The organism is Mycobacteroides abscessus ATCC 19977, assembly GCF_000069185.1.
GTDB classification, from domain to species: Bacteria; Actinomycetota; Actinomycetes; order Mycobacteriales; family Mycobacteriaceae; genus Mycobacterium; species Mycobacterium abscessus.
In genome coordinates this window covers 2,786,250-2,804,819 of sequence record NC_010397.1, presented here as the reverse complement: position 1 = coordinate 2,804,819, position 18,570 = coordinate 2,786,250, and the positions used below count along the sequence as shown (strand labels likewise).

The following is an 18,570-nucleotide window of genomic DNA, read 5'->3' as shown; positions in this document are numbered from 1 at the left end:
CCGCGTCAGGGAACCAATACGACCGACCCCGTGGTCTTGCGTGCCTCCAGGTCGGTATGGGCCTGGGCGGCCTGTTCGAGCGGGTAGCCGGCACCGATCGTGATCTTCAAGGTCCCGCGTGACACCAAGTCCAGGACATCGTCGGCACGCCAGGCGAACTCTTCGGGGGTGCGGATGAAATGTCCCATGGTGGGGCGGGTGAGCACAGCGGACTTCGCGGTGAGACGCTGCGGGTCAAAGGGCGGCACCTGGCCGCTGGCCGCTCCGTACAGGGCGATCAGGCCACGCACGCGGACGGCGGCCAGGCTGGCCTCAAAGGTTGACTTTCCGACCCCGTCATAGACGACGGCGACACCTTCGCCGGCTGTCAATTCCCGGATTTGTGCGGCGAACTCGGATGGATCGGCGGGGTCCGGGTACGGCAGAACCTCGGCTGCGCCCGCCTCGCGGGACAGCTTCTCCTTCGCCTCGCTCGACACAGTGGTGATGACCCTGACTCCTCGATACGTCGCCCACTGGGTCAGTAGCAGTCCCATACCGCCGGCGCCGGCGTGCACCAGCACGGTGTCACCGGCCGCCACGGGGTAGACCGAGGTCAACAGATAGTGCGTGGTGATCCCCTGTAGCAGGGAGCTCGCCGCTACCTCGGCGGAGAGACCTGCGGGCACTTTGGCGGTGTAATCGGCAGGGGCAGTGGTCGACTCGGCGTATCCCCAGGCCGCGACCGGACTGGCGACCCGATCTCCGGGGGCCAGGCTTTGGACTCCCTCGCCTACGGCACGCACTACGCCACTGACCTCCGATCCCGGGATATGGGGGAGCGGAGCGGTGTAGCTGCCGTTTCGCAGATAGATATCGCGGAAGTTGACCCCCACCGCGTCCACGTCGATAAGCACCTCGCCGGGACCCGGTGCGGGATCGGTCTTTTCGACGAGCGTGAGGACCTCTGGTCCTCCGGTCACGGGTACCTCGATGGCGCGCATATCATCCAGTATTCAGCAGTCGTCGGCCAGCAGGGGCCTTGGCAACCGAACCAGGTCGGTACATCGCTCGCGGCAAGCCGTAGTCTTTACTCATGTCTGACGAAGCGAAGCCCACGGTGCCGTCGACCGTGCACCGCGCCCTGACGGCCTTCGTGAAGGCGCACCACATGCCTACCAAGGCCGTCTTGCAGCCGGTCGGGGAGACCGGTGTGCGTATCACTCTGGTGGGCGCCGACGGGGTTCTCGGTGACCAGGTGGTCGCCGACCTCGCCACCGCGCGTGCTGCCGTGGCAGCCGTCGAAGGCATTGAGGTTGCCGAAGGCTGGGACCGTGAACTGGTCAGCACTGCCACTCCGGCGCCGGGTCACGTCAAGAAGATGGCCGGGTGGGTCGCCCGGACGTAAGGCTGGGACGGCCGGATATCTTCCATCCGCGCATTGTTCTGGCCGGTTGCCCACAGCTCGTCGCCGGCGATGGCGATGACGCCGAACTCGTTGCCGCGCTGCGTGTTCGCGATCTGCATGCCCGGTGGCTGTCCTGGGATGACCCGGAGATGACGCAGGCCGACCTGGTAATTCTGCGCGCCACCTGGGATTACCCCGAACGGTTGGATGAATTCTTGACATGGGCCGGCTCGGTCCGCAATGTGCTCAATCCGCTGCCGGTGGTGCGCTGGAACATCGATAAACGCTACTTGAATGATCTTGCCGCAGCGGGCATTCCGACTGTGCCCAGCATGTTCTTCGCCCCTGATGAGCCGATTGTCCTGCCTGATGGCGAGCTCGTCATCAAGCCTGCGGTGGCGGGCGGATCTCGCGGCGCGGGCCGCTTCACCTGCCCGGAGGCCGCGCGCAATCACGCGGAGGCTCTGCAGGACGAGGGGCGCACCGTGCTGATTCAGCCTTACGATCCGCGGGTCGATCAGCATGGAGAGACCGCGCTGGTCTTTCTCAACGGTGAACCGTCGCATGCGTTTACCAAGGCAGCGCTGTTGCCTCCGCCGGGCACTGCCGCAGAGGTCGATGAGTCGGGCCTGTTCCACTCCGAGCGACTGGCACCGGTGAAGCCGACCTCGGCGCTGTGGAGGCTCGGCGCGGCGGCGCTCGCGGCGGCCGCGACACAGTGCGGAGTGGCGATGACGGACCTGCTCTATGCGCGCGTCGACGTGATCGGTGGGGTGGCGGACGATGACCCGCGACTGCTGGAACTCGAGCTGGTCGAGCCTTCCCTGGGCTGGCGTCAGCTGGAGACCGAGGAGCGTGACCTCGCCCAACGTAAGTTCGTGATCGGCGTCGAGGACGCGCTAGAGCGGTTGGGCCTCGGCCCGCTTGGGCAGCGCGGTCGCGGCTAGCTCCGGAGTGGTGAGCGCCGCCCACAGCGCCGCGGTGGCGGCTGTGCATGCGGCCGCGCCCGCGACGTGCAGCGCTACCAGAACAGCGGGCACTCCGGTGTAGAACTGCACCACTCCGACGAGTGCCTGTGCCAGGGTGAGTGCCAGCACCACCGTGAAGCGCACCCAGATATGCCGCGTTACGCCGACCGCCGCCAGCCCGAACCCAAGGCCCAGGAGTAGCGCGAGGTAGGCGATAAGCAGAGTGCCGTGCAGGTGCACCAACGTGGTGATCTCGACCTGCAGCCGGGGGACCACCCGGGTGATGCTCTTGTCGCCGGCGTGCGGCCCGGCGCCGGTGACCAGCGTTCCGGCCACCAGGACCGCGGCCAACGTCACGCCTATCAATGCGGTGAGCCGGCTCAGTGGTGCGGGCGGCGGGGGCACGCTGGGCAGATCGGAAACGACATCGGGCTCACCGACTTTCACGTACAGCAGGGTTGCCAGCCACACCATGCCCATCGAGACCAGCAAGTGAATCGCGACGGTCCACCAGAGCAGTCCGGTGCGTACCGTGATGCCGCCGATGATGGCCTGCAACACCGTCGAAGCGGGCATCAGCCACGCGTACACCAGCACTTCGCGCCGGCGACGCGCTCGGGTCACCGCGAGTACCGCCAACGCCGCCGTGATGACCACCAGGAAGCTGATCATCCGGTTGCCGAACTCCACCGCCTGGTGGATTCGCGGCACCTCCGCCACCGCGACCGGGGTGAAGCTGCCGGGGAAGCACTGTGGCCAGGTGGGGCAGCCAAGACCAGAGGCGGTGACCCGCACGACGGCTCCGGTCACGGCAATGCCACCCTGGGTGAGGATCACTGCCGCGGCGATGAGGCGCTGCGCACGCAAACTTGGCATCGGCAGCAGATCGACTACCCGCAGAAATGCTCGATATAGCACGTGCTGAGTCTATGCCACCGCCAACTACAGCCTGTAGTAGTTGGGGTATCGGGGTGGATATACCTCGGCTCAGGTGAACTTGAACCAGCGCAGCGCGCCGTAGCCGGCCAGCGCACCCCACACCGCGAGCACGGCGATCGCGAACCAGTCCACGGACAGCGTCATCGCGGCCGCGAGCGCCTCCGACAGCGCGCCCGAGGGAGAAAGACGCGCCAACAGCACCACGGCGCGGGGAATCGCGTCGGTGGTGCGGCCGTCTTCGAGTGTCAGCGCTCCCAGGCCGGCAAAGATGAACCACAGTAGATTCGCCAGGGCCAGTACGATTTCCGCGCGCAGCGTGCCGCCCAGGAGCAGGCCCATCGCCACGAAGGCCGCGGTGCCGATCGCGATGACCACCGCGCCGACTAGCAGGCCGACCGGGTGCGGGCGCCAACCCAGCGCGCCACCGATCGCACCGATCACCGCAGCCTGCAGCACGACGACCGTCACCACGGCCAGCGCCTTGCCCGCGATGATTCCCCATACCGGCAAGGCGGTGGCTCCCAGACGTTTCAGGGCGCCGTAACGGCGGTCGAACCCGACGGCAATGGCCTGTCCGGTGAAGGCAGTGGAGATGACAGCCAGCGCCATGATGGCGGGCACGAAGATATCGGTGCGCGAGCCGGGGAACTGCCCCAGCGGCAGCAGCGTCAATCCGATCAGGAGGGTGATCGGGATGAACATGGTCAGCAGCAGTTGCTCACCATTGCGCAGAAGCAGCTTGAGTTCCAGCCAGAACTGCGCGAAAAGCATGGTGTGGACGGCGCTCGGCCGTGGATCGGGAGTGAAGGTGCCCGGATCGAAGCGGGGTGTGGTGGTGTCGGTCATCGCAATTCCCTGCCGGTCAGATCGAGAAAGACGTCCTCAAGACTGCGCTTCTCCACGCGCAGGTCGGTGGTCAAGACGTCCATCCGCGCGCACCACGCCGTGACCGTGGCCAGCACTTGTGGGTCGACAACGCCCTCGACGCGGTACTCGCCCGGCGTCACCTCGGTGGCCTTGTAGCCCTCCGGCAGGGCAGACGTGAGCAGGGTCAGGTCCAGACGTGGAGGGGCGGCAAAGCGCAGCTGGTTTTCGGCGCCGGACTGCATCAGCTCCGAGGGCGTACCTGCGGCCACCACCGAACCATGATCGATGATCATCAACTGGTCGGCCAGCTCCTCGGCCTCCTTCATGTGGTGCGTGGTCAGCACCACCGAGACGCCGTCCCGGCGCAGGCAGTCGATCAGCTCCCACACCACCAGCCGCGCGTGCGCGTCCATGCCGGCGGTCGGCTCGTCGAGAAAAACCAGCTCTGGCCGGCCTACGAGCGCGCACGCCAGCGCGAGGCGCTGTTGCTGCCCGCCCGACAGCCGCCGGTACGGGGTGCGGGCGGCATCCGTAAGGCCCAGTGTGTCCAATAACCATTGTGGGTCAAGGGGATTCGCGGAGTACGAGGCCACCAGTCCAAGCATCTCGCTGGCGCGTGCGGTGGGGTAGGCGCCGCCGCCTTGCAGCATGACCCCGATGCGCGAGCGTACGGCGGAGTTCTTCGCGACCGGGTCCATGCCGAGTACCTCGACGGTGCCCTCATCGGGATGCAGAAAGCCTTCGCATAGTTCGACGGTCGTGGTTTTTCCCGCGCCGTTGGGGCCGAGCAAGGCGAAGACCTGCGCCGCGTGGACCTCAAGGTCCAGGCTGTCCAACGCTGTGATCGGAGCCGCGGCCGTCCCGTATCGCTTGGTCACCGACCGCATCCGCACTGGTGGTGCTGTCCTGGTCGATGGTTGCGTCACGGTCAGTCAGCGTAAGCGGCGCCTCTTGGTGACCGTTAGGCAGCCGACGCCACGGCAGATAGTCGTGCGTGATAGCGATCAGCAGCAGGGCGATGATGGCGCTCGCCGCAGTGGCGTCGATGATCTGGAACAGGGCGAACCTGTCGCCGTTGGCGGTGGGCCCGAAAATGCCCACGAGCAGCGTTATCCCGATCGCGGTGCCGCGGAAGGCGGGGCGGGTGGCCCAGGCAGCCAGCGGGATGATCGCCCATAACAGGTACCAGGGCTGCACGACCGGGAAAAGCAGGACGGTGATGCCCAGGGCTACGCCCAGCCCGCCCACGGGATGCAGGCGCCCACGCAGCACGGCGAACAGTAGCCAGGACACCGCGATCGCGATGATGCCGATGCCGATGCCGCGGGTGAGCGACAGGATGGCGGTCGTGTGATCACCCAGGCCGAGCAGGATGCCGACTTGTCCGGTACCCAGCGCGACGAGCGTGGGCGGCGACATCCAGCTGCGTACCGCGTTGGCCGTACCCAGTGTGTAAATCCACCCGAACCCGAGCCCGCTGGCCCATCCGATGAGCACCGTGCACGCTCCGGTGACAGCGCCCAACAGTGTCCCGGCCTGGAACAGGCCGCGAACCCCGCCGCCCCACCTGCGCGCCAGCGCCATCCCGACGAAGCCCAGCGCCAACAGGGAGGGCAGCTTGACCTGTGATGATGCGGTGATCAGCAGCGTTCCGGCCAGCAGGTTCCCGAGAGGTGCCCAGCTGGCCCACTGAGCGTGGCTGCGCGGCCAGTGTCGTACGCCGGCGAGTGAATGGGTGGAATCAACACCCCGCATGGCCAGTTCGGTGCCGGCCAGCATCAGGCCCAGCATGAGGGCCTCGTTGTGAATTCCGGCGATCAGGTGCATCAGGAGCAGCGGATTGGCGGCTCCGAGCCAGAGCGCGCTGACCTCCGCCACGCCGCAGCGCTGGGCCAGGCGCGGCGTGGCCCAGATGATCAGCAGCACGCCGAGAAGTTCGACCAGCCGATGGCAGAGCGCCCCGGCGACGATGTCATCGCCGGTAAGCCACGAGATGCCCTTACCGATCCACAGGAACAGCGGACCATACGGGGCAGGTGTTTCTCGCCACAGACTCGGCACCGAGAGCGTGAACACGTGGTCCAGCCCGAGGGCGGCTGCCGGGCCCTCGGTGTACGGATCCTTGCCGAGTCGCGCTATCTGGCTTTGTGCCAGATACGAGTAGACGTCCTTGGAGTACATCGGCGGCGCGACGAGCAGCGGCAGGAGCCACAGCAGCAGGGTCCGGTCCAGCTGGCCCCGGGACATCCTGCGCACCGGACCTCTGGGCCCATCCGGGCGACCGTCCGGACCTTTGTTGCGCAGGCTGCCGATCGCGAAGCGGCCCAACATCAACCAGGCGAGCGTCATCATCACCGCGCCGGTGGTTGTCATGGTCAGGGACACCGTCTGGATTCGCGACGGCAGATTGAGTAGCCGAACCCCGAAGATCGGGTCCTGGATCACCGGGCGGGCGCCGGCTCCGAGCGCTCCGATCGCCATCAGGGCGGTTCCGGTGGCGCCGAACAAACGCGTCCGGTTCATGGCGGTGAGTTCGTGCTCATTGAGTGGAGCCGACGAGCGCTCATCGTCATGCAGATGCGAGAGCGACGAGCTCAGCCATTGCCCACGTACCGACACACCAGCAGCGTATCGGCCCGCCATGCTCGCGCCGCGGAACCAGTCGGACGGGCCTGTCCACCCGGTGGGCTGCCGCTCAACATAGGTAACCCTTGCTAGACGTGGCATTCCGAATTGCGTCACACTGGTGTTGTGAAATTCGGTCCGGGTACGTCAGCAGGGACTGCCGCCACGGCAGCGCCGTCGCTGAACGCTGCTCCGGCCGCATCCACCGAGGGGCAGACCCGGGCGGCGGTGGTTCGCCTGCTCCTCGAATCGGGGCCCATCACCGCAGGTGAGATCGGCGAACGGCTCGGCCTGTCGGCCGCGGGCGTGCGTCGGCACTTGGATGCGCTCATCGACGCCGGTGACGCCGTCGCACATCCCGCTGCGGCCTGGCAGCATCACGGCCGGGGTCGTCCGGCCAAGCGGTTTCAGCTCACGGCCGATGGCCGCGCCAAGCTGAACCACGCCTACGACGATCTGGCTTCGGCGGCCATGCGCCAGCTGCGTGAAATTGGCGGTGACGAGGCGGTGCGCACATTCGCGCGGCGCCGCATCGACACGATCCTGGGGGATCTGACGATCGGAGCGCCTCAGGACGACCTCCCGGCGGCTGTCGGCCAGGTGGCCGACGCGCTCACCCGCGCGGGGTATGCCGCCTCCACCCAGAAGGTGGGTGGGTCCGGTGGATTTCTGCAAGGGGTGCAGATCTGTCAGCATCACTGCCCGGTGTCGCATGTCGCCGCGGAATTCCCGGAATTGTGCGAGGCGGAACAGCAGGCCTTCGCCGCGGTGTTGGGAACACATGTACAGCGTTTGGCGACCATTGCCAACGGCGACTGCGCCTGCACCACCCATGTGCCGATGCAGACGTCACCGCCTGCCTAACAGCCCAGTCCCGGTGCCCAGCCCGCGCCGGATGTCAAACGAGTAGAAGGAGTCACGATGACCCTCGAACGTGAGGTCTTGACCCAGGACGAAACCATTGCGTCGCTGGGCAATTACGGCTATGGCTGGTCGGACTCCGACGTCGCGGGGGCAAGCGCTCAGCGCGGGCTTTCCGAGGCCGTGGTCCGCGATATCTCGGGAAAGAAGAACGAACCCGAGTGGATGCTGGACATCCGCCTGAAGGCGTTGCGTACTTTCGACAAGAAGCCCATGCCGAACTGGGGGTCCAACCTCGATGGCATCGATTTCGACAACATCAAGTACTTCGTGCGTTCGACGGAGAAGCAGGCGGCGTCCTGGGACGATCTGCCCGAGGACATCAGGAACACCTATGACCGGTTGGGTATCCCGGAGGCCGAGAAGCAGCGGCTGGTAGCCGGTGTCGCAGCCCAGTACGAGTCCGAGGTCGTCTACCACCAGATCCGTGAGGACCTCGAATCGCAGGGTGTCATCTTTCTGGACACCGACTCGGGTCTGCGTGAGCATCCGGAGATCTTCAAGGAGTACTTCGGCAGCGTGATCCCCGCCGGCGACAACAAGTTTTCCGCGCTCAATACCGCGGTGTGGTCGGGCGGCTCGTTCATCTACGTGCCGCCGGGTGTGCATGTCGACATCCCGCTGCAGGCCTACTTCCGGATCAACACCGAGAACATGGGCCAGTTCGAGCGGACGCTCATCATCGCCGACGAGGGTTCCTACGTGCACTACGTCGAGGGATGTACTGCGCCGATCTACAAGTCGGATTCGCTGCACTCGGCCGTCGTGGAGATCATCGTGAAGCCGAATGCGCGCGTCCGGTACACGACGATCCAGAACTGGTCGAACAACGTCTACAACCTGGTGACCAAGCGCGCCCGTGCCGAGGCCGGGGCCACCATGGAGTGGATCGACGGCAACATCGGGTCCAAGGTCACCATGAAGTATCCGGCGGTCTGGATGACCGGTGAGCACGCCAAGGGCGAGGTGCTTTCGGTGGCATTCGCCGGCGAGGGGCAGCATCAGGACACCGGCGCCAAGATGCTGCATCTGGCTCCGAAGACGTCCTCCACGATCGTGTCCAAGTCGGTGGCTCGCGGCGGCGGACGTGCCTCGTACCGGGGTCTGGTGCAGGTCAACAAGGGTGCGCACGGTTCGCACTCATCGGTGAAATGCGATGCGTTGCTTGTTGACACGATCAGCCGCAGCGACACCTACCCCTACGTCGACATCCGCGAGGACGACGTCACGATGGGCCATGAGGCCACGGTGTCCAAGGTCAGCGAGGATCAGCTGTTCTACCTGATGAGCCGCGGCCTTACCGAGGATGAGGCGATGGCCATGGTGGTGCGCGGGTTCGTCGAACCCATCGCCAAGGAATTGCCCATGGAGTACGCGCTCGAGCTCAACCGCCTCATCGAGCTGCAAATGGAAGGCGCGGTCGGTTAACGCATGTCGAATCTCACTGATTCCACCCCGGGTGGATCGAATCTCGCTGGGGCCGTAGAGGGTACGGGCATCAACAAGGGCGAGCTGTTCAGCTCGTACGATGTCGACGCCTTCGAGGTGCCCGGCGGTCGCGACGAGTTGTGGCGGTTCACCCCGCTGCGGCGCCTGCGCGGCCTGCACGACGGGACCGCGGTGGCGACGGCGGCGGCTCCCGTGGCCGTGAACGCGTCCGGCGGTGTGACGGTCGAAACCGTCGAGCGCTCCGATGACAGGTTGGGCCAGGGCGGTATCCCGTCGGATCGTGTCGCGGCACAGGCGTATTCGTCGTTCTCGACGGCGACCGTGGTTTCTGTCGGCAAGCAGCAAGTCGTCGCCGACCCGATCGAAATCAGCCTCAGCGGGCCCGGCCAGGGGCAGGTCGCGTACGGCCACACGCAGGTTCGCGCCGGTGCATTGTCCGAGTCGGCCGTGGTGATCGACTATCGCGGCAGCGGAACGTACGCCGAGAATGTCGAGTTTGTATTGGACGACGCCGCGCGCCTGACGGTGGTCTCCATTGCCGACTGGGCCGACGACGCCGTCCACGTGACAACCCACCACGCCAAACTCGGCAAGGACGCCGTGCTTCGGCATATCGCGGTCACCTTGGGGGGAGATGTGGTGAGGCTGACGGGCACCGTCCGTTTCGGTGCGCCGGGCGGCGATGCCGAACTGCTGGGCTTGTACTACGCGGATGAGGGGCAGTTCTTCGAGCACCGGCTCCTGGTCGACCATGCCCAGCCGAACTGCAAGTCGAATGTTGTGTACAAGGGAGCCCTACAGGGAGATCCGTCCTCGGATAAGCCCGACGCGCACACCGTCTGGATCGGCGACGTGCTCATCCGCGCCGAGGCCACCGGAACCGACACCTTTGAGCTGAACCGCAACCTGATCCTCACCGACGGGGCGCGGGCGGACTCGGTGCCTAACCTGGAGATTGAGACCGGGGAGATCGCCGGGGCCGGACATGCCAGTGCCACCGGCCGATTCGATGACGAGCAGCTGTTCTACCTGCGCTCGCGCGGAATTCCCGAAGAAGACGCCCGCCGCCTGGTGGTGCGTGGCTTCTTCCAGGACATCATCGGCCGCATCGGGATCGAGTCGGTGCGAGACCGCCTCACCGAGGCCATCGAACAAGAACTGCAAGCGAACGCGAACTAAGTCGAACTCGTAGATAGAAAGCAACTCATGACCACGCTAGAAATCAAGGATCTGCACGTCAGCATCTCGCCCAAGGAGGGCGAGTCGATCGAGATCCTCAAGGGCGTCAACCTGACCGTGAACTCGGGAGAGACTCACGCCGTGATGGGGCCCAACGGCTCCGGCAAGTCGACGCTGTCCTATGCCATCGCCGGACACCCCAAATACGAGGTGACGTCCGGATCGATCACCCTCGACGGTCAGGACGTCCTGGAGCTCTCGGTCGATGAACGAGCGCGGGCGGGTCTCTTCTTGGCGATGCAGTACCCCGTCGAGGTGCCTGGCGTGTCGATGTCGAACTTCCTGCGTACCGCCGCCACCGCCGTACGCGGTGAGGCTCCGAAGTTGCGCCACTGGGTCAAGGAAGTCAAGGAGGCCATGGGGGAGTTGGAGATCGACTCCACCTTCGCAGAGCGCAGCGTGAACGAGGGCTTCTCCGGCGGCGAGAAGAAGCGCCACGAGATCCTGCAATTGGGTCTGCTCAAGCCGAAGATCGCGGTACTCGATGAGACCGACTCCGGCCTGGACGTTGATGCGCTGCGCATTGTGTCCGAGGGTGTGAACCGCTACGCCGAGCGTGAGCATGGGGGCATCTTGCTCATCACGCACTACACCCGGATTCTGCGGTACATCCAGCCCCAGTTCGTGCATGTCTTCGTCGGCGGCCGCATCGTCGAGTCCGGTGGCCCCGAGCTGGCCGACGAGCTGGAGGAGAACGGCTATGTGCGCTTCACCCAAGCGGTGGGAGCCTGACCGTGACGGCCACTGTGCCGCTCGATATCACCGCGATCAGGAATGATTTCCCGATCCTGAGTCGGACGGTGCGCGGTGGTAAACCGCTGGCGTATCTGGATTCCGGGGCCACCTCGCAGCGCCCGGTGCAAGTGCTCGACGCCGAACGCCGTTTCCTCACCGAGCGCAATGCGGCCGTGCACCGCGGCGCACATCAGCTGGCGGAGGAAGCGACGGACGCCTACGAGGGCGCGCGCAATGCGATTGCCCGGTTCGTGGGTGTCGACGACGGCGAGATCGTGTTCACCAAGAACGCGACCGAATCGCTGAACCTGGTGGCCTACACCCTCGGTGACAACAGGTTCGATCGTGCGGTGGGACCGGGCGATGAGATCGTCGTCACCGAACTCGAGCATCACGCGAATCTGGTTCCGTGGCAGGAACTCTGCCGCCGCACCGGCGCCACCCTGAGGTGGTTTGGCGTGACTGACGATGGCCGTATTGATGTCGACTCGCTGGAACTCACCGAAGCGGTCAAGGTTGTCGCATTCACCCATCAGTCGAATGTGACGGGTGCCGTCGCGCCAGTGGCAGAACTGGTGCGACGTGCGAAGGCCGTTGGCGCCCTGGTGGTTCTCGATGCCTGCCAGTCCGTCCCGCACATGTCGGTGAACTTCCGGGAGCTGGGGGTGGACTACGCGGCGTTCTCCGGACACAAGATGCTTGGCCCCTCCGGGGTGGGGGTGTTGTATGGCCGGCGTGCGCTGCTGGAGGCTATGCCCCCGTTCATCACCGGCGGCTCCATGATCGAGACGGTGACCATGGAGGTCAGCACCTATGCACCGCCGCCTCAACGATTTGAGGCAGGTGTGCCGATGACCTCCCAGGTGGTGGGCCTGGGCGCGGCCGTCGATTATCTCAATGCGGTGGGTATGGAAGCCGTTGCCGCACACGAACATCAGTTGGTGTCCGCGGCGCTCGCCGGGCTTGCCGGCATCGAGGGCGTCCGCATCATCGGCCCCACGGACAACCTCGATCGCGGTGGGGCGGTCTCCTTCGTGGTGGACGGTATTCACGCGCACGACCTAGGACAGGTGCTCGACGACGAGGGCGTCGCGGTGCGGGTCGGCCATCATTGTGCGTGGCCGCTGCACCGTCGATTCGGCATAGCGGCCAGCGCCCGCGCATCTTTCGCGGTGTACAACACCCTGGACGAGGTCGATCGGCTGACCGCCGGTGTTCGCCGCGCACAGGAGTTCTTTTCATAATGCGTCTGGAGCAGATGTACCAGGAAGTCATCCTGGATCACTACAAGCATCCGCACCATCGCGGGCTGCGTGAGCCGTTCGCGGCCGAGGTACACCATGTGAATCCCACCTGCGGCGACGAGGTGACGCTGCGGGTCTTTGTGCAGGACAACAAGATCGCCGACGTGTCCTATGACGGTCAGGGTTGCTCGATCAGCCAGGCCGCCACGTCGGTGCTGACCGATCAGGTGATCGGGTTGACAGTGGACGAGGCACTGAAAACGGTGGCCTCATTCAACGAGATGATCTCGTCGCGCGGGACCATCGACGGCGACGAGGACGTCATCGGCGATGGCATTGCCTTCGCCGGTGTTTCGCGCTATCCGGCCCGCGTCAAGTGCGCGCTCCTAGGATGGATGGCGTTCAAGGATGCGTTGGTACAGGCAATAGAACATCACGAGGTGAAGCGATGACCGAGGTATCAGAGGAAGTAAAGCTTCTCGAAGATGTCGAGGAGGCGATGCGCGATGTCGTCGACCCAGAGCTCGGTATCAACGTGGTCGATCTGGGCCTGGTGTACGGGCTGAATGTCGAGGAGAGCGAGAGCGGCAAGGTCGCGGTCATCGACATGACCCTCACGTCGGCGGCATGTCCGCTCACCGATGTGATCGAGGACCAGTCGCGTAACGCCCTCGTCGGCGCGGGACTTGTCAAAGAGATCAAGATCAACTGGGTCTGGGTGCCGCCGTGGGGCCCGGACAAGATCACCGACGATGGTCGGGAGCAGCTCCGGGCCCTCGGCTTCACCGTCTAGCGCTGGTGATGGCCTTCGTGGCCGCCGCCATCGCATGAGCCGTCCCGCGCCGCACGCAGCGTGATCGACGTGGCTTGCAGGTTTCCGGACGCGTCGTCGGTGCCGTGCGCGGCCATGCACTTGCCCGTGGCGATCGCATTTTGATCCACCGGGGCCCGTTTGGCATACGTTGTGTCGTTGTTGACGGTCACGGTGGTGGGGCCGGTGGCTGTGCCGTTCGGATCCGTACCGGTCACCGTGATGGCGTTTCCACTGACCGAGGCCACGGTGCCGCGAATGCCCTCATGCTCGGGGCGCTTGCCGGACGTCGGGGCGGGAGAGGTGGACTGCTGTTCCTTCGGATGTTCGCGCACACAACTACCGTCCGCGGACGGCCACATCATGACGCGACGGGCGGTTGGCGGGTTGGAGTCCGGTGGTGTCATAGCGGCGATGCAGCTGCCCGCCGTGACATCCGATAGCTGCGCCGCGAAGATCTCGGAGACTTTCGTCGATTGACCGAAGCTGACGGTCGCGTTGCCGTTCTGCTTGGTCACTTCGACGCTGTTACCCGACACCGACACGATGAGGCCGCTGACGTGGCCCTTCTCGTTGTGCTCGCCGTGGGGGGCCGACGACGATGTGGTGGGCGCCGATGAACGTGTCGAGGCGGCATTGGTGTCGCCGTGCGTGCCGCACGCCGCCACCGAGAATGCTGTCAGGCCGGCGAATGCCAGCAGCGCCCCGCGGGCGAATCGTGGTTGGGCAAGTGTCTGGGTGGGGGTCATTGATGCTCTCCGTGATCGGCGAATGGGACAACTCAGCGTGCTTACCGCGGCTGGGGTCGGGCTCCGGCCCGTGTGCGAAGTTGCTGTGGATGTCATGGCGTGCCGCCTCACGCGATCCGCCGGATGAAACAGACGCGATCCTCTCCGGGTCCGTCGTAATCGGTGTGGACCGGTACGCCTCCGACTTCCTTGTCTCCCGGTTGCAGTACGAATCCGAGCGCGGCGTGATACCGGATTGATGCGGTGTTGCGTGGTGAGGTGATCGCTTTGACGACGCTGCGCCCGGCATCTCGAGCCTGCGTGAAAAACAGGTCGTAGAGGTGGCGTCCCACCCCTTGGCCGCGGTGTGCGGGGTCGACGCCGACGAAATGTATGTACGCCTGATCGCCGTGATCTGCCGAATGAAACCCGATCAGGAACCCTGCCAATGTGCCCCCGTCTTCGGCCACCCAACTGGTGGAGCCGAAATGCTGAAGAAACAGCGGGGGCACCAACAGGCTGAGCTCGCGTGCCTGTGCAGGGGTGCGTGAACCCGACCACCACTGCGGGATGGCGTCTTTGATGGCCGAATGATCGGACGGCTTCGCATGGCGGATATCCATACGTATTCACCGTAGTGGCGGTCCGCACCTCTCATCGACGGCGGGACCGAGGTCGATCTTGGTGGCCTGCAGTACGCCCTGGCCGTCCTTGGTGCCCCGGGCGTCAGCGCATTTGCCGGCGGTGATGGCGATGGCCTCTGCGGGCTGGCGTTTGTCGTACTTGGTGTCGTCGTTCACCGTGACATTGGTCTGTATCGCCGACCCCGCGCTCGGGTTGGTGTTGGTCACCACAATGGTGTTGCCGTTGACGGAGGCGACCCCGCCCTGCACATTCGGCCCGCCGAATGGGGCCGGCGCGCCCGGTGGCGGCCCCTCCGGCCCCGGGAGAGGCGGTGTCTGGGGTATGCCGGGAGGTGGCGCACCGCCGGGTGGTGTGTCGGCGGCGCACTTGTTGTCCTCGGCGGCACTGATCAGTACCCGCTGCGCGGTGACGTCGTCGGTATCCGCGCTGGGCGCCGACAGTACGCTCACGCAGCTGCCGACCACCACATCGGAAAGCTCTCCCGGCCGCACCTCGGTGAGTTTGGTCATGGTGTTGAAGTCGATATCTGCGGTGCCGCCGTCGGGCGTAGCCACTTGCACGGTGTGCCCGCTTACCGCCGAGATGAGCCCGCCGGCCCGGTCATGCCCGCCGGCGTGACGTGTCACAGTGGTCGAAGCGGGGCCGGGGGATGACACCGTGGGTTTGTCCTGGGACCCGCCGCATGCCGTGCTCGACAACAGGACCGCGCTGGCGATCACCAGGAACGCGGGCCGGGGCCTGAGGTTTGGTGACATGGTTGACCACGTTATCTGGAATGGATGCGGTGACGGCGTAGTTTGACACCTCGTGACCGACGTGAGACCAGACGTAGCGCCCCTTTTCGAGCCCTTCGCTGTCAAATCGATGACATCGCCCAACCGATTCGCGATGGCGCCGATGACGCGGTCGGCCTCGCCCGGTGGTGTGCCGGGAGAGAATGTGGCCGCCTACTATCGGCGTCGCGCGGCTGGTGGTGTCGGCCTCATCATCACCGAGGGCGTCTTCATCCCGCATGATGCCGCCGGTGGGCAGTCGAATGTGCCGCGGCTGGCCGGTGCTGATTCGCTGGCGGGGTGGTCGGCCGTCACCGATGCGGTGCATGGGGAGGGATCGGTGATCGCCGCACAGCTCTGGCATCAGGGTGTGGAGCGCGGTGTCGATCCGGAGTTCAACCCCGGGGTGGAGTCGGTGAGCCCGTCGGGTTTGGCCGGTGACGCGTCGCCCCGCGGGCGCGCGTTGCAGACCGGTGAGCTCGCCCCGCTTGCGGGGCAGTACGCGGAGGCCGCCCGCAACGCCAAGGCCGCCGGGTTCGACGCGGTCGAACTGCACGGTGCCCACGGCTACCTGCTCGACCAGTTCCTGTGGGAGCGGACCAACGTTCGCGCCGACGGCTACGGTGGCTCGGCAGCGCAGCGGTTGCGGTTCCCGGTGGAGGTGGTGCGTGCGGTACGTGCCGCTGTGGGGCCGGATTTCCCTATCCTGTACCGGTTTTCGCAGTGGAAGCAGGCCGATTACACCGCGACGCTGGCCGACAGCCCCGCGGAACTGGAAGGCCTGCTGGCGCCCCTCGTGGATGCGGGTGTGGACGTCTTTCATCCGTCCACCCGTCGGCACTATGTGCCCGCGTTCCCGGAGCTGGCGGGCGCCGACGGAGAGTTGAGCCTGGCGGGCTGGACCAAACGACTCACCGGCCTGCCGGCCGTCGCCGTTGGCTCGGTCGGGTTGCAGACGGAGTTCAAACCTTCGGAGGTGCGCGATATCGAACCTGCACCTGTCGAGGCGGTGCTGCGTCAATTCGCCGATAACGAGTTCGACGTCATCGCGGTCGGACGGGCGCTGTTGTCGGACCCGGAGTGGGTGAACAAGCTGCGGTCCGGCAGGCAGGGCGAATTCGTCGGATTCAATATCGGCAAGGCACTGTCGGCGCTCTACTGACCGCCGGCGGAACATCGCGCACTCCGGCAACGTTGAGGACTACATGGCAACACGTGACATCACCGCTGACGCGTTCAATGACCTGATCCACGACAACGACATCGTGCTGGTCGACTTCTGGGCGTCCTGGTGTGGACCGTGCCGTCAGTTCGGCCCGGTCTTCGAAGCGTCGTCGGAAGCCAACCCCGATGTGGTGCACGCCAAGGTGGACACCGAGGCCGAACAGGCTCTGGCGTCGGCGGCGAATATCCGCTCGATTCCCACGCTGATGGCGTTCAAGCAGGGGCAGTTGGTCTTCAACCAGGCGGGCGCGTTGCCTCCGGCGTCGTTGGCCGATTTGGTACAGCAGGTGAGGGACCTGGACGTCGAGGCGGCGCTACGCGAGCAAGAGGCTTAACCAAGCGCGGAGCCACCCACGGTAAGTAAGTGTAGGCTACGCTTACTTACCGTGGGTAGTCATGTTCCAGTCGACGGCGAAACACCTCTCTCGGAAGGTGTGGACGCGCCGACCAGCCTGCGGGAGTACGTCAAGACCACCGCGATAAACACCCTTCCGCCGCTTATCGCGTACTACGCCCTTCGCGCGTTCGGGGTAACGCCTTACCTCGCGCTCGCGGGCGCGATCATCACCGCCGTCCTGCAGGGAATCTTGAACATGGTGATCAAACGCAAGTTCGAGCCGGTGAACGGGTTGGTGATCGTCGCGGCCGCGTGCTCGCTGACGGTCGCATTCACCACCAAGAACCCCCGCATTGTGCAGGTCACCGAGCTCATCCCGGTTTCCATGATCGTATGGTCCCTGGTCGTCAGTGCGCTGCTGCGCAAGCCTGCATCCAAAAAGTTCGCGAGCGCCATCTCGCCGAAGCTTGCCGATGGAGCACTGGCGGGCCGTGGCTGGACGGAGCGGGATGTCGCGGACTGGCACGCACTGCACACACGCATCTGCCTGTGGCTGGGCCTGCTCTGCGGCATGTTTCCGGTGTTGGCCGTCTTCCTGATCTTCACGTTGTCGGTCGACGTGTCGCAGCTTCTGATCGTCGCGATCGGCCCCACCCTTCTGATCGTCTCCATTGCCAGCGCGGTAACCCTGCTGCAACGGTTTGTCCGCCGGTCCGACCAATCGGCCGCCGAGCGGTCTGCCGTTCTCGGCAGCGGCGCCGAGAATCCGGTCCGGGCCGGCTGACCGCTCCGTATGGCATGGCCGCACGTGCGGCGGCACAGCGATTTGGTGCAGCCCGGCGCGGTCGGTTATATGGATTCATGAGTTTCGTCCTGGTGGACCGTCCGCGTCCGGAAATTGCCCTGGTCACCCTGAACCGGCCCGAGCGGATGAATGCCATGGCGTTCGACGTGATGCTGCCTTTCAAGCAGATGCTCGTCGATATCAGCCACGACAATGACGTGCGCGCCGTCGTGATCACGGGCGCCGGTAAGGGCTTTTGTTCGGGCGCCGACCAGAAGTCGGCCGGCCCCATTCCGCATATCGGCGGACTGACCCAGCCCACCATCGCGTTGCGTTCCATGGAACTGCTCGACGAGGTGATCCTCACGCTGCGCCGCATGCATCAGCCGGTGATCGCGGCCATCAACGGTGCGGCCATCGGCGGCGGACTATGCCTGGCGCTGGCGTGCGACGTCCGGGTGGCCTCGCAGGACGCGTACTTCCGGGCGGCCGGAATCAACAACGGGTTGACCGCCAGCGAACTGGGTCTGAGCTATCTGCTGCCCCGCGCCATCGGCACCTCGCGCGCCTCTGACATCATGTTGACCGGCCGCGACGTCGACGCCGACGAGGCCGAACGCATCGGATTGGTATCCCGGAAGGTGGCGTCCGAGTCGCTGCTGGAAGAGTGTTACGCGATCGGGGAACGCATCGCCGGGTTCTCCCGTCCGGGAATCGAGTTGACCAAGCGCACGATTTGGAGTGGGCTGGACGCCGCTAGCCTGGAAAGTCATATGCACCAAGAGGGCCTGGGCCAGCTATATGTCCGGCTACTCACCGACAACTTCGAAGAAGCCACCGCCGCGCGCAAGGAGAAGCGGCCGGCGGAATTCAGAGACAAGCGCTGAGACGTGC

21 protein-coding genes are annotated in these 18,570 nt (G+C 65.5%); 13 read left to right on the top strand and 8 right to left on the bottom strand.

Features of this window, described 5'->3' with window-relative positions; all coding sequences use genetic code 11:
• Positions 1 to 5: 5 nt before the first annotated feature.
• Positions 6 to 983 (bottom strand): quinone oxidoreductase family protein, encoded by a 978-nt coding sequence (locus MAB_RS13990; RefSeq protein WP_005082279.1) that lies wholly within the window; start codon positions 981 to 983, stop codon positions 6 to 8.
• A 92-nt stretch (positions 984 to 1,075) separates the two neighbouring features.
• Here MAB_RS13990 and MAB_RS13985 point away from each other — a divergent pair, with 92 nt between their 5' ends.
• Both MAB_RS13985 and MAB_RS13980 read left to right on the top strand, forming a co-directional pair.
• Complete coding sequence (locus MAB_RS13985) at positions 1,076 to 1,387, top strand: hypothetical protein (protein ID WP_005130196.1); 312 nt, start codon at positions 1,076 to 1,078, stop codon at positions 1,385 to 1,387.
• Entirely contained in the window at positions 1,369 to 2,334 is a 966-nt protein-coding gene (locus MAB_RS13980) for an ATP-grasp domain-containing protein (protein ID WP_005115940.1), read from the top strand. Before MAB_RS13985 ends, MAB_RS13980 begins: the two co-directional genes overlap by 19 nt.
• Here the strand turns inward: MAB_RS13980 and MAB_RS13975 are convergent.
• From MAB_RS13975 to mptB, 4 genes are all read right to left on the bottom strand, one after another.
• On the bottom strand, positions 2,287 to 3,273 hold the full coding sequence (locus MAB_RS13975; protein ID WP_005111294.1) for a COX15/CtaA family protein: 987 nt from the start codon (positions 3,271 to 3,273) through the stop codon (positions 2,287 to 2,289). The genes MAB_RS13980 and MAB_RS13975 overlap by 48 nt on opposite strands.
• Before the next feature lie 69 nt (positions 3,274 to 3,342).
• A complete protein-coding gene (locus tag MAB_RS13970) occupies positions 3,343 to 4,140 on the bottom strand; it encodes an ABC transporter permease (protein WP_005111291.1) in 798 nt (265 codons plus the stop codon).
• A complete protein-coding gene (locus tag MAB_RS13965) occupies positions 4,137 to 4,997 on the bottom strand; it encodes an ABC transporter ATP-binding protein (RefSeq protein WP_005093526.1) in 861 nt (286 codons plus the stop codon). The genes MAB_RS13970 and MAB_RS13965 overlap by 4 nt, the downstream gene beginning before the upstream one ends.
• On the bottom strand, positions 4,978 to 6,780 hold the full coding sequence (mptB, locus tag MAB_RS13960) for a polyprenol phosphomannose-dependent alpha 1,6 mannosyltransferase MptB (protein WP_005111288.1): 1,803 nt from the start codon (positions 6,778 to 6,780) through the stop codon (positions 4,978 to 4,980). Before mptB ends, MAB_RS13965 begins: the two co-directional genes overlap by 20 nt.
• A gap of 132 nt (positions 6,781 to 6,912) precedes the next feature.
• Here mptB and MAB_RS13955 point away from each other — a divergent pair, with 132 nt between their 5' ends.
• From MAB_RS13955 to MAB_RS13925, 7 genes are read left to right on the top strand one after another with little or no spacing between them, the layout of a single operon-like run.
• Positions 6,913 to 7,650 (top strand): helix-turn-helix transcriptional regulator, encoded by a 738-nt coding sequence (locus MAB_RS13955; RefSeq protein WP_005093525.1) that lies wholly within the window; start codon positions 6,913 to 6,915, stop codon positions 7,648 to 7,650.
• 57 nt (positions 7,651 to 7,707) lie between these two features.
• Positions 7,708 to 9,135 (top strand): Fe-S cluster assembly protein SufB, encoded by a 1,428-nt coding sequence (gene sufB / locus MAB_RS13950; RefSeq protein ID WP_005057833.1) that lies wholly within the window; start codon positions 7,708 to 7,710, stop codon positions 9,133 to 9,135.
• A 3-nt stretch (positions 9,136 to 9,138) separates the two neighbouring features.
• The gene (gene sufD / locus MAB_RS13945) at positions 9,139 to 10,335 is read left to right on the top strand and encodes a Fe-S cluster assembly protein SufD (protein ID WP_005082273.1); all 1,197 of its coding nucleotides are present in this window, start codon (positions 9,139 to 9,141) and stop codon (positions 10,333 to 10,335) included.
• Between the two features lie 27 nt (positions 10,336 to 10,362).
• Positions 10,363 to 11,127, top strand: coding sequence for a Fe-S cluster assembly ATPase SufC (gene sufC / locus MAB_RS13940; RefSeq protein ID WP_005057836.1), 765 nt, complete (start codon positions 10,363 to 10,365; stop codon positions 11,125 to 11,127).
• A gap of 2 nt (positions 11,128 to 11,129) precedes the next feature.
• Complete coding sequence (locus MAB_RS13935) at positions 11,130 to 12,374, top strand: cysteine desulfurase (RefSeq protein ID WP_005111284.1); 1,245 nt, start codon at positions 11,130 to 11,132, stop codon at positions 12,372 to 12,374.
• Positions 12,374 to 12,826, top strand: coding sequence for a Fe-S cluster assembly sulfur transfer protein SufU (gene sufU / locus MAB_RS13930; protein WP_005082271.1), 453 nt, complete (start codon positions 12,374 to 12,376; stop codon positions 12,824 to 12,826). Before MAB_RS13935 ends, sufU begins: the two co-directional genes overlap by 1 nt.
• On the top strand, positions 12,823 to 13,167 hold the full coding sequence (locus MAB_RS13925) for a metal-sulfur cluster assembly factor (protein WP_005057839.1): 345 nt from the start codon (positions 12,823 to 12,825) through the stop codon (positions 13,165 to 13,167). Before sufU ends, MAB_RS13925 begins: the two co-directional genes overlap by 4 nt.
• Here the strand turns inward: MAB_RS13925 and MAB_RS13920 are convergent.
• From MAB_RS13920 to MAB_RS13910, 3 genes are all read right to left on the bottom strand, one after another.
• On the bottom strand, positions 13,164 to 13,934 hold the full coding sequence (locus tag MAB_RS13920) for a DUF5666 domain-containing protein (protein WP_005082270.1): 771 nt from the start codon (positions 13,932 to 13,934) through the stop codon (positions 13,164 to 13,166). The two genes, MAB_RS13925 and MAB_RS13920, sit on opposite strands and share 4 nt — an antisense overlap.
• A 107-nt stretch (positions 13,935 to 14,041) precedes the next feature.
• Positions 14,042 to 14,536 (bottom strand): GNAT family N-acetyltransferase, encoded by a 495-nt coding sequence (locus MAB_RS13915; RefSeq protein ID WP_005082269.1) that lies wholly within the window; start codon positions 14,534 to 14,536, stop codon positions 14,042 to 14,044.
• 6 nt (positions 14,537 to 14,542) lie between these two features.
• Complete coding sequence (locus MAB_RS13910; RefSeq protein ID WP_005111283.1) at positions 14,543 to 15,184, bottom strand: DUF5666 domain-containing protein; 642 nt, start codon at positions 15,182 to 15,184, stop codon at positions 14,543 to 14,545.
• 181 nt (positions 15,185 to 15,365) lie between these two features.
• Here MAB_RS13910 and MAB_RS13905 point away from each other — a divergent pair, with 181 nt between their 5' ends.
• The 4 genes from MAB_RS13905 to MAB_RS13890 all read left to right on the top strand — a co-directional run bounded on the left by MAB_RS13905 (position 15,366) and on the right by MAB_RS13890 (position 18,563).
• A complete protein-coding gene (locus tag MAB_RS13905) occupies positions 15,366 to 16,493 on the top strand; it encodes an NADH:flavin oxidoreductase (RefSeq protein WP_005111282.1) in 1,128 nt (375 codons plus the stop codon).
• Positions 16,494 to 16,536: 43 nt separating this feature from the next.
• Positions 16,537 to 16,890, top strand: a complete 354-nt coding sequence (gene trxA / locus MAB_RS13900) for a thioredoxin (protein ID WP_005093515.1) — start codon at positions 16,537 to 16,539, stop codon at positions 16,888 to 16,890.
• 51 nt (positions 16,891 to 16,941) lie between these two features.
• On the top strand, positions 16,942 to 17,676 hold the full coding sequence (locus MAB_RS13895) for a VC0807 family protein (protein WP_005111279.1): 735 nt from the start codon (positions 16,942 to 16,944) through the stop codon (positions 17,674 to 17,676).
• 77 nt (positions 17,677 to 17,753) lie between these two features.
• A complete protein-coding gene (locus MAB_RS13890; protein WP_005057847.1) occupies positions 17,754 to 18,563 on the top strand; it encodes an enoyl-CoA hydratase in 810 nt (269 codons plus the stop codon).
• Positions 18,564 to 18,570: the final 7 nt, after the last annotated feature.

Bases quoted from the DNA above. Each gene is read 5' to 3' on its own strand.
- MAB_RS13985 (WP_005130196.1), top strand. From the start codon at position 1,076: ATGTCTGACGAAGCGAAGCCCACGGTGCCGTCGACCGTGCACCGCGCC.
- MAB_RS13990 (WP_005082279.1), bottom strand. From the start codon at position 983: ATGCGCGCCATCGAGGTACCCGTGACCGGAGGACCAGAGGTCCTCACG.
- MAB_RS13915 (WP_005082269.1), bottom strand. From the start codon at position 14,536: ATGGATATCCGCCATGCGAAGCCGTCCGATCATTCGGCCATCAAAGAC.
- MAB_RS13920 (WP_005082270.1), bottom strand. From the start codon at position 13,934: ATGACCCCCACCCAGACACTTGCCCAACCACGATTCGCCCGCGGGGCG.
- sufC (WP_005057836.1), top strand. From the start codon at position 10,363: ATGACCACGCTAGAAATCAAGGATCTGCACGTCAGCATCTCGCCCAAG.
- sufB (WP_005057833.1), top strand. From the start codon at position 7,708: ATGACCCTCGAACGTGAGGTCTTGACCCAGGACGAAACCATTGCGTCG.
- sufD (WP_005082273.1), top strand. From the start codon at position 9,139: ATGTCGAATCTCACTGATTCCACCCCGGGTGGATCGAATCTCGCTGGG.
- MAB_RS13970 (WP_005111291.1), bottom strand. From the start codon at position 4,140: ATGACCGACACCACCACACCCCGCTTCGATCCGGGCACCTTCACTCCC.
- MAB_RS13890 (WP_005057847.1), top strand. From the start codon at position 17,754: ATGAGTTTCGTCCTGGTGGACCGTCCGCGTCCGGAAATTGCCCTGGTC.
- sufU (WP_005082271.1), top strand. From the start codon at position 12,374: ATGCGTCTGGAGCAGATGTACCAGGAAGTCATCCTGGATCACTACAAG.
- trxA (WP_005093515.1), top strand. From the start codon at position 16,537: ATGGCAACACGTGACATCACCGCTGACGCGTTCAATGACCTGATCCAC.
- MAB_RS13925 (WP_005057839.1), top strand. From the start codon at position 12,823: ATGACCGAGGTATCAGAGGAAGTAAAGCTTCTCGAAGATGTCGAGGAG.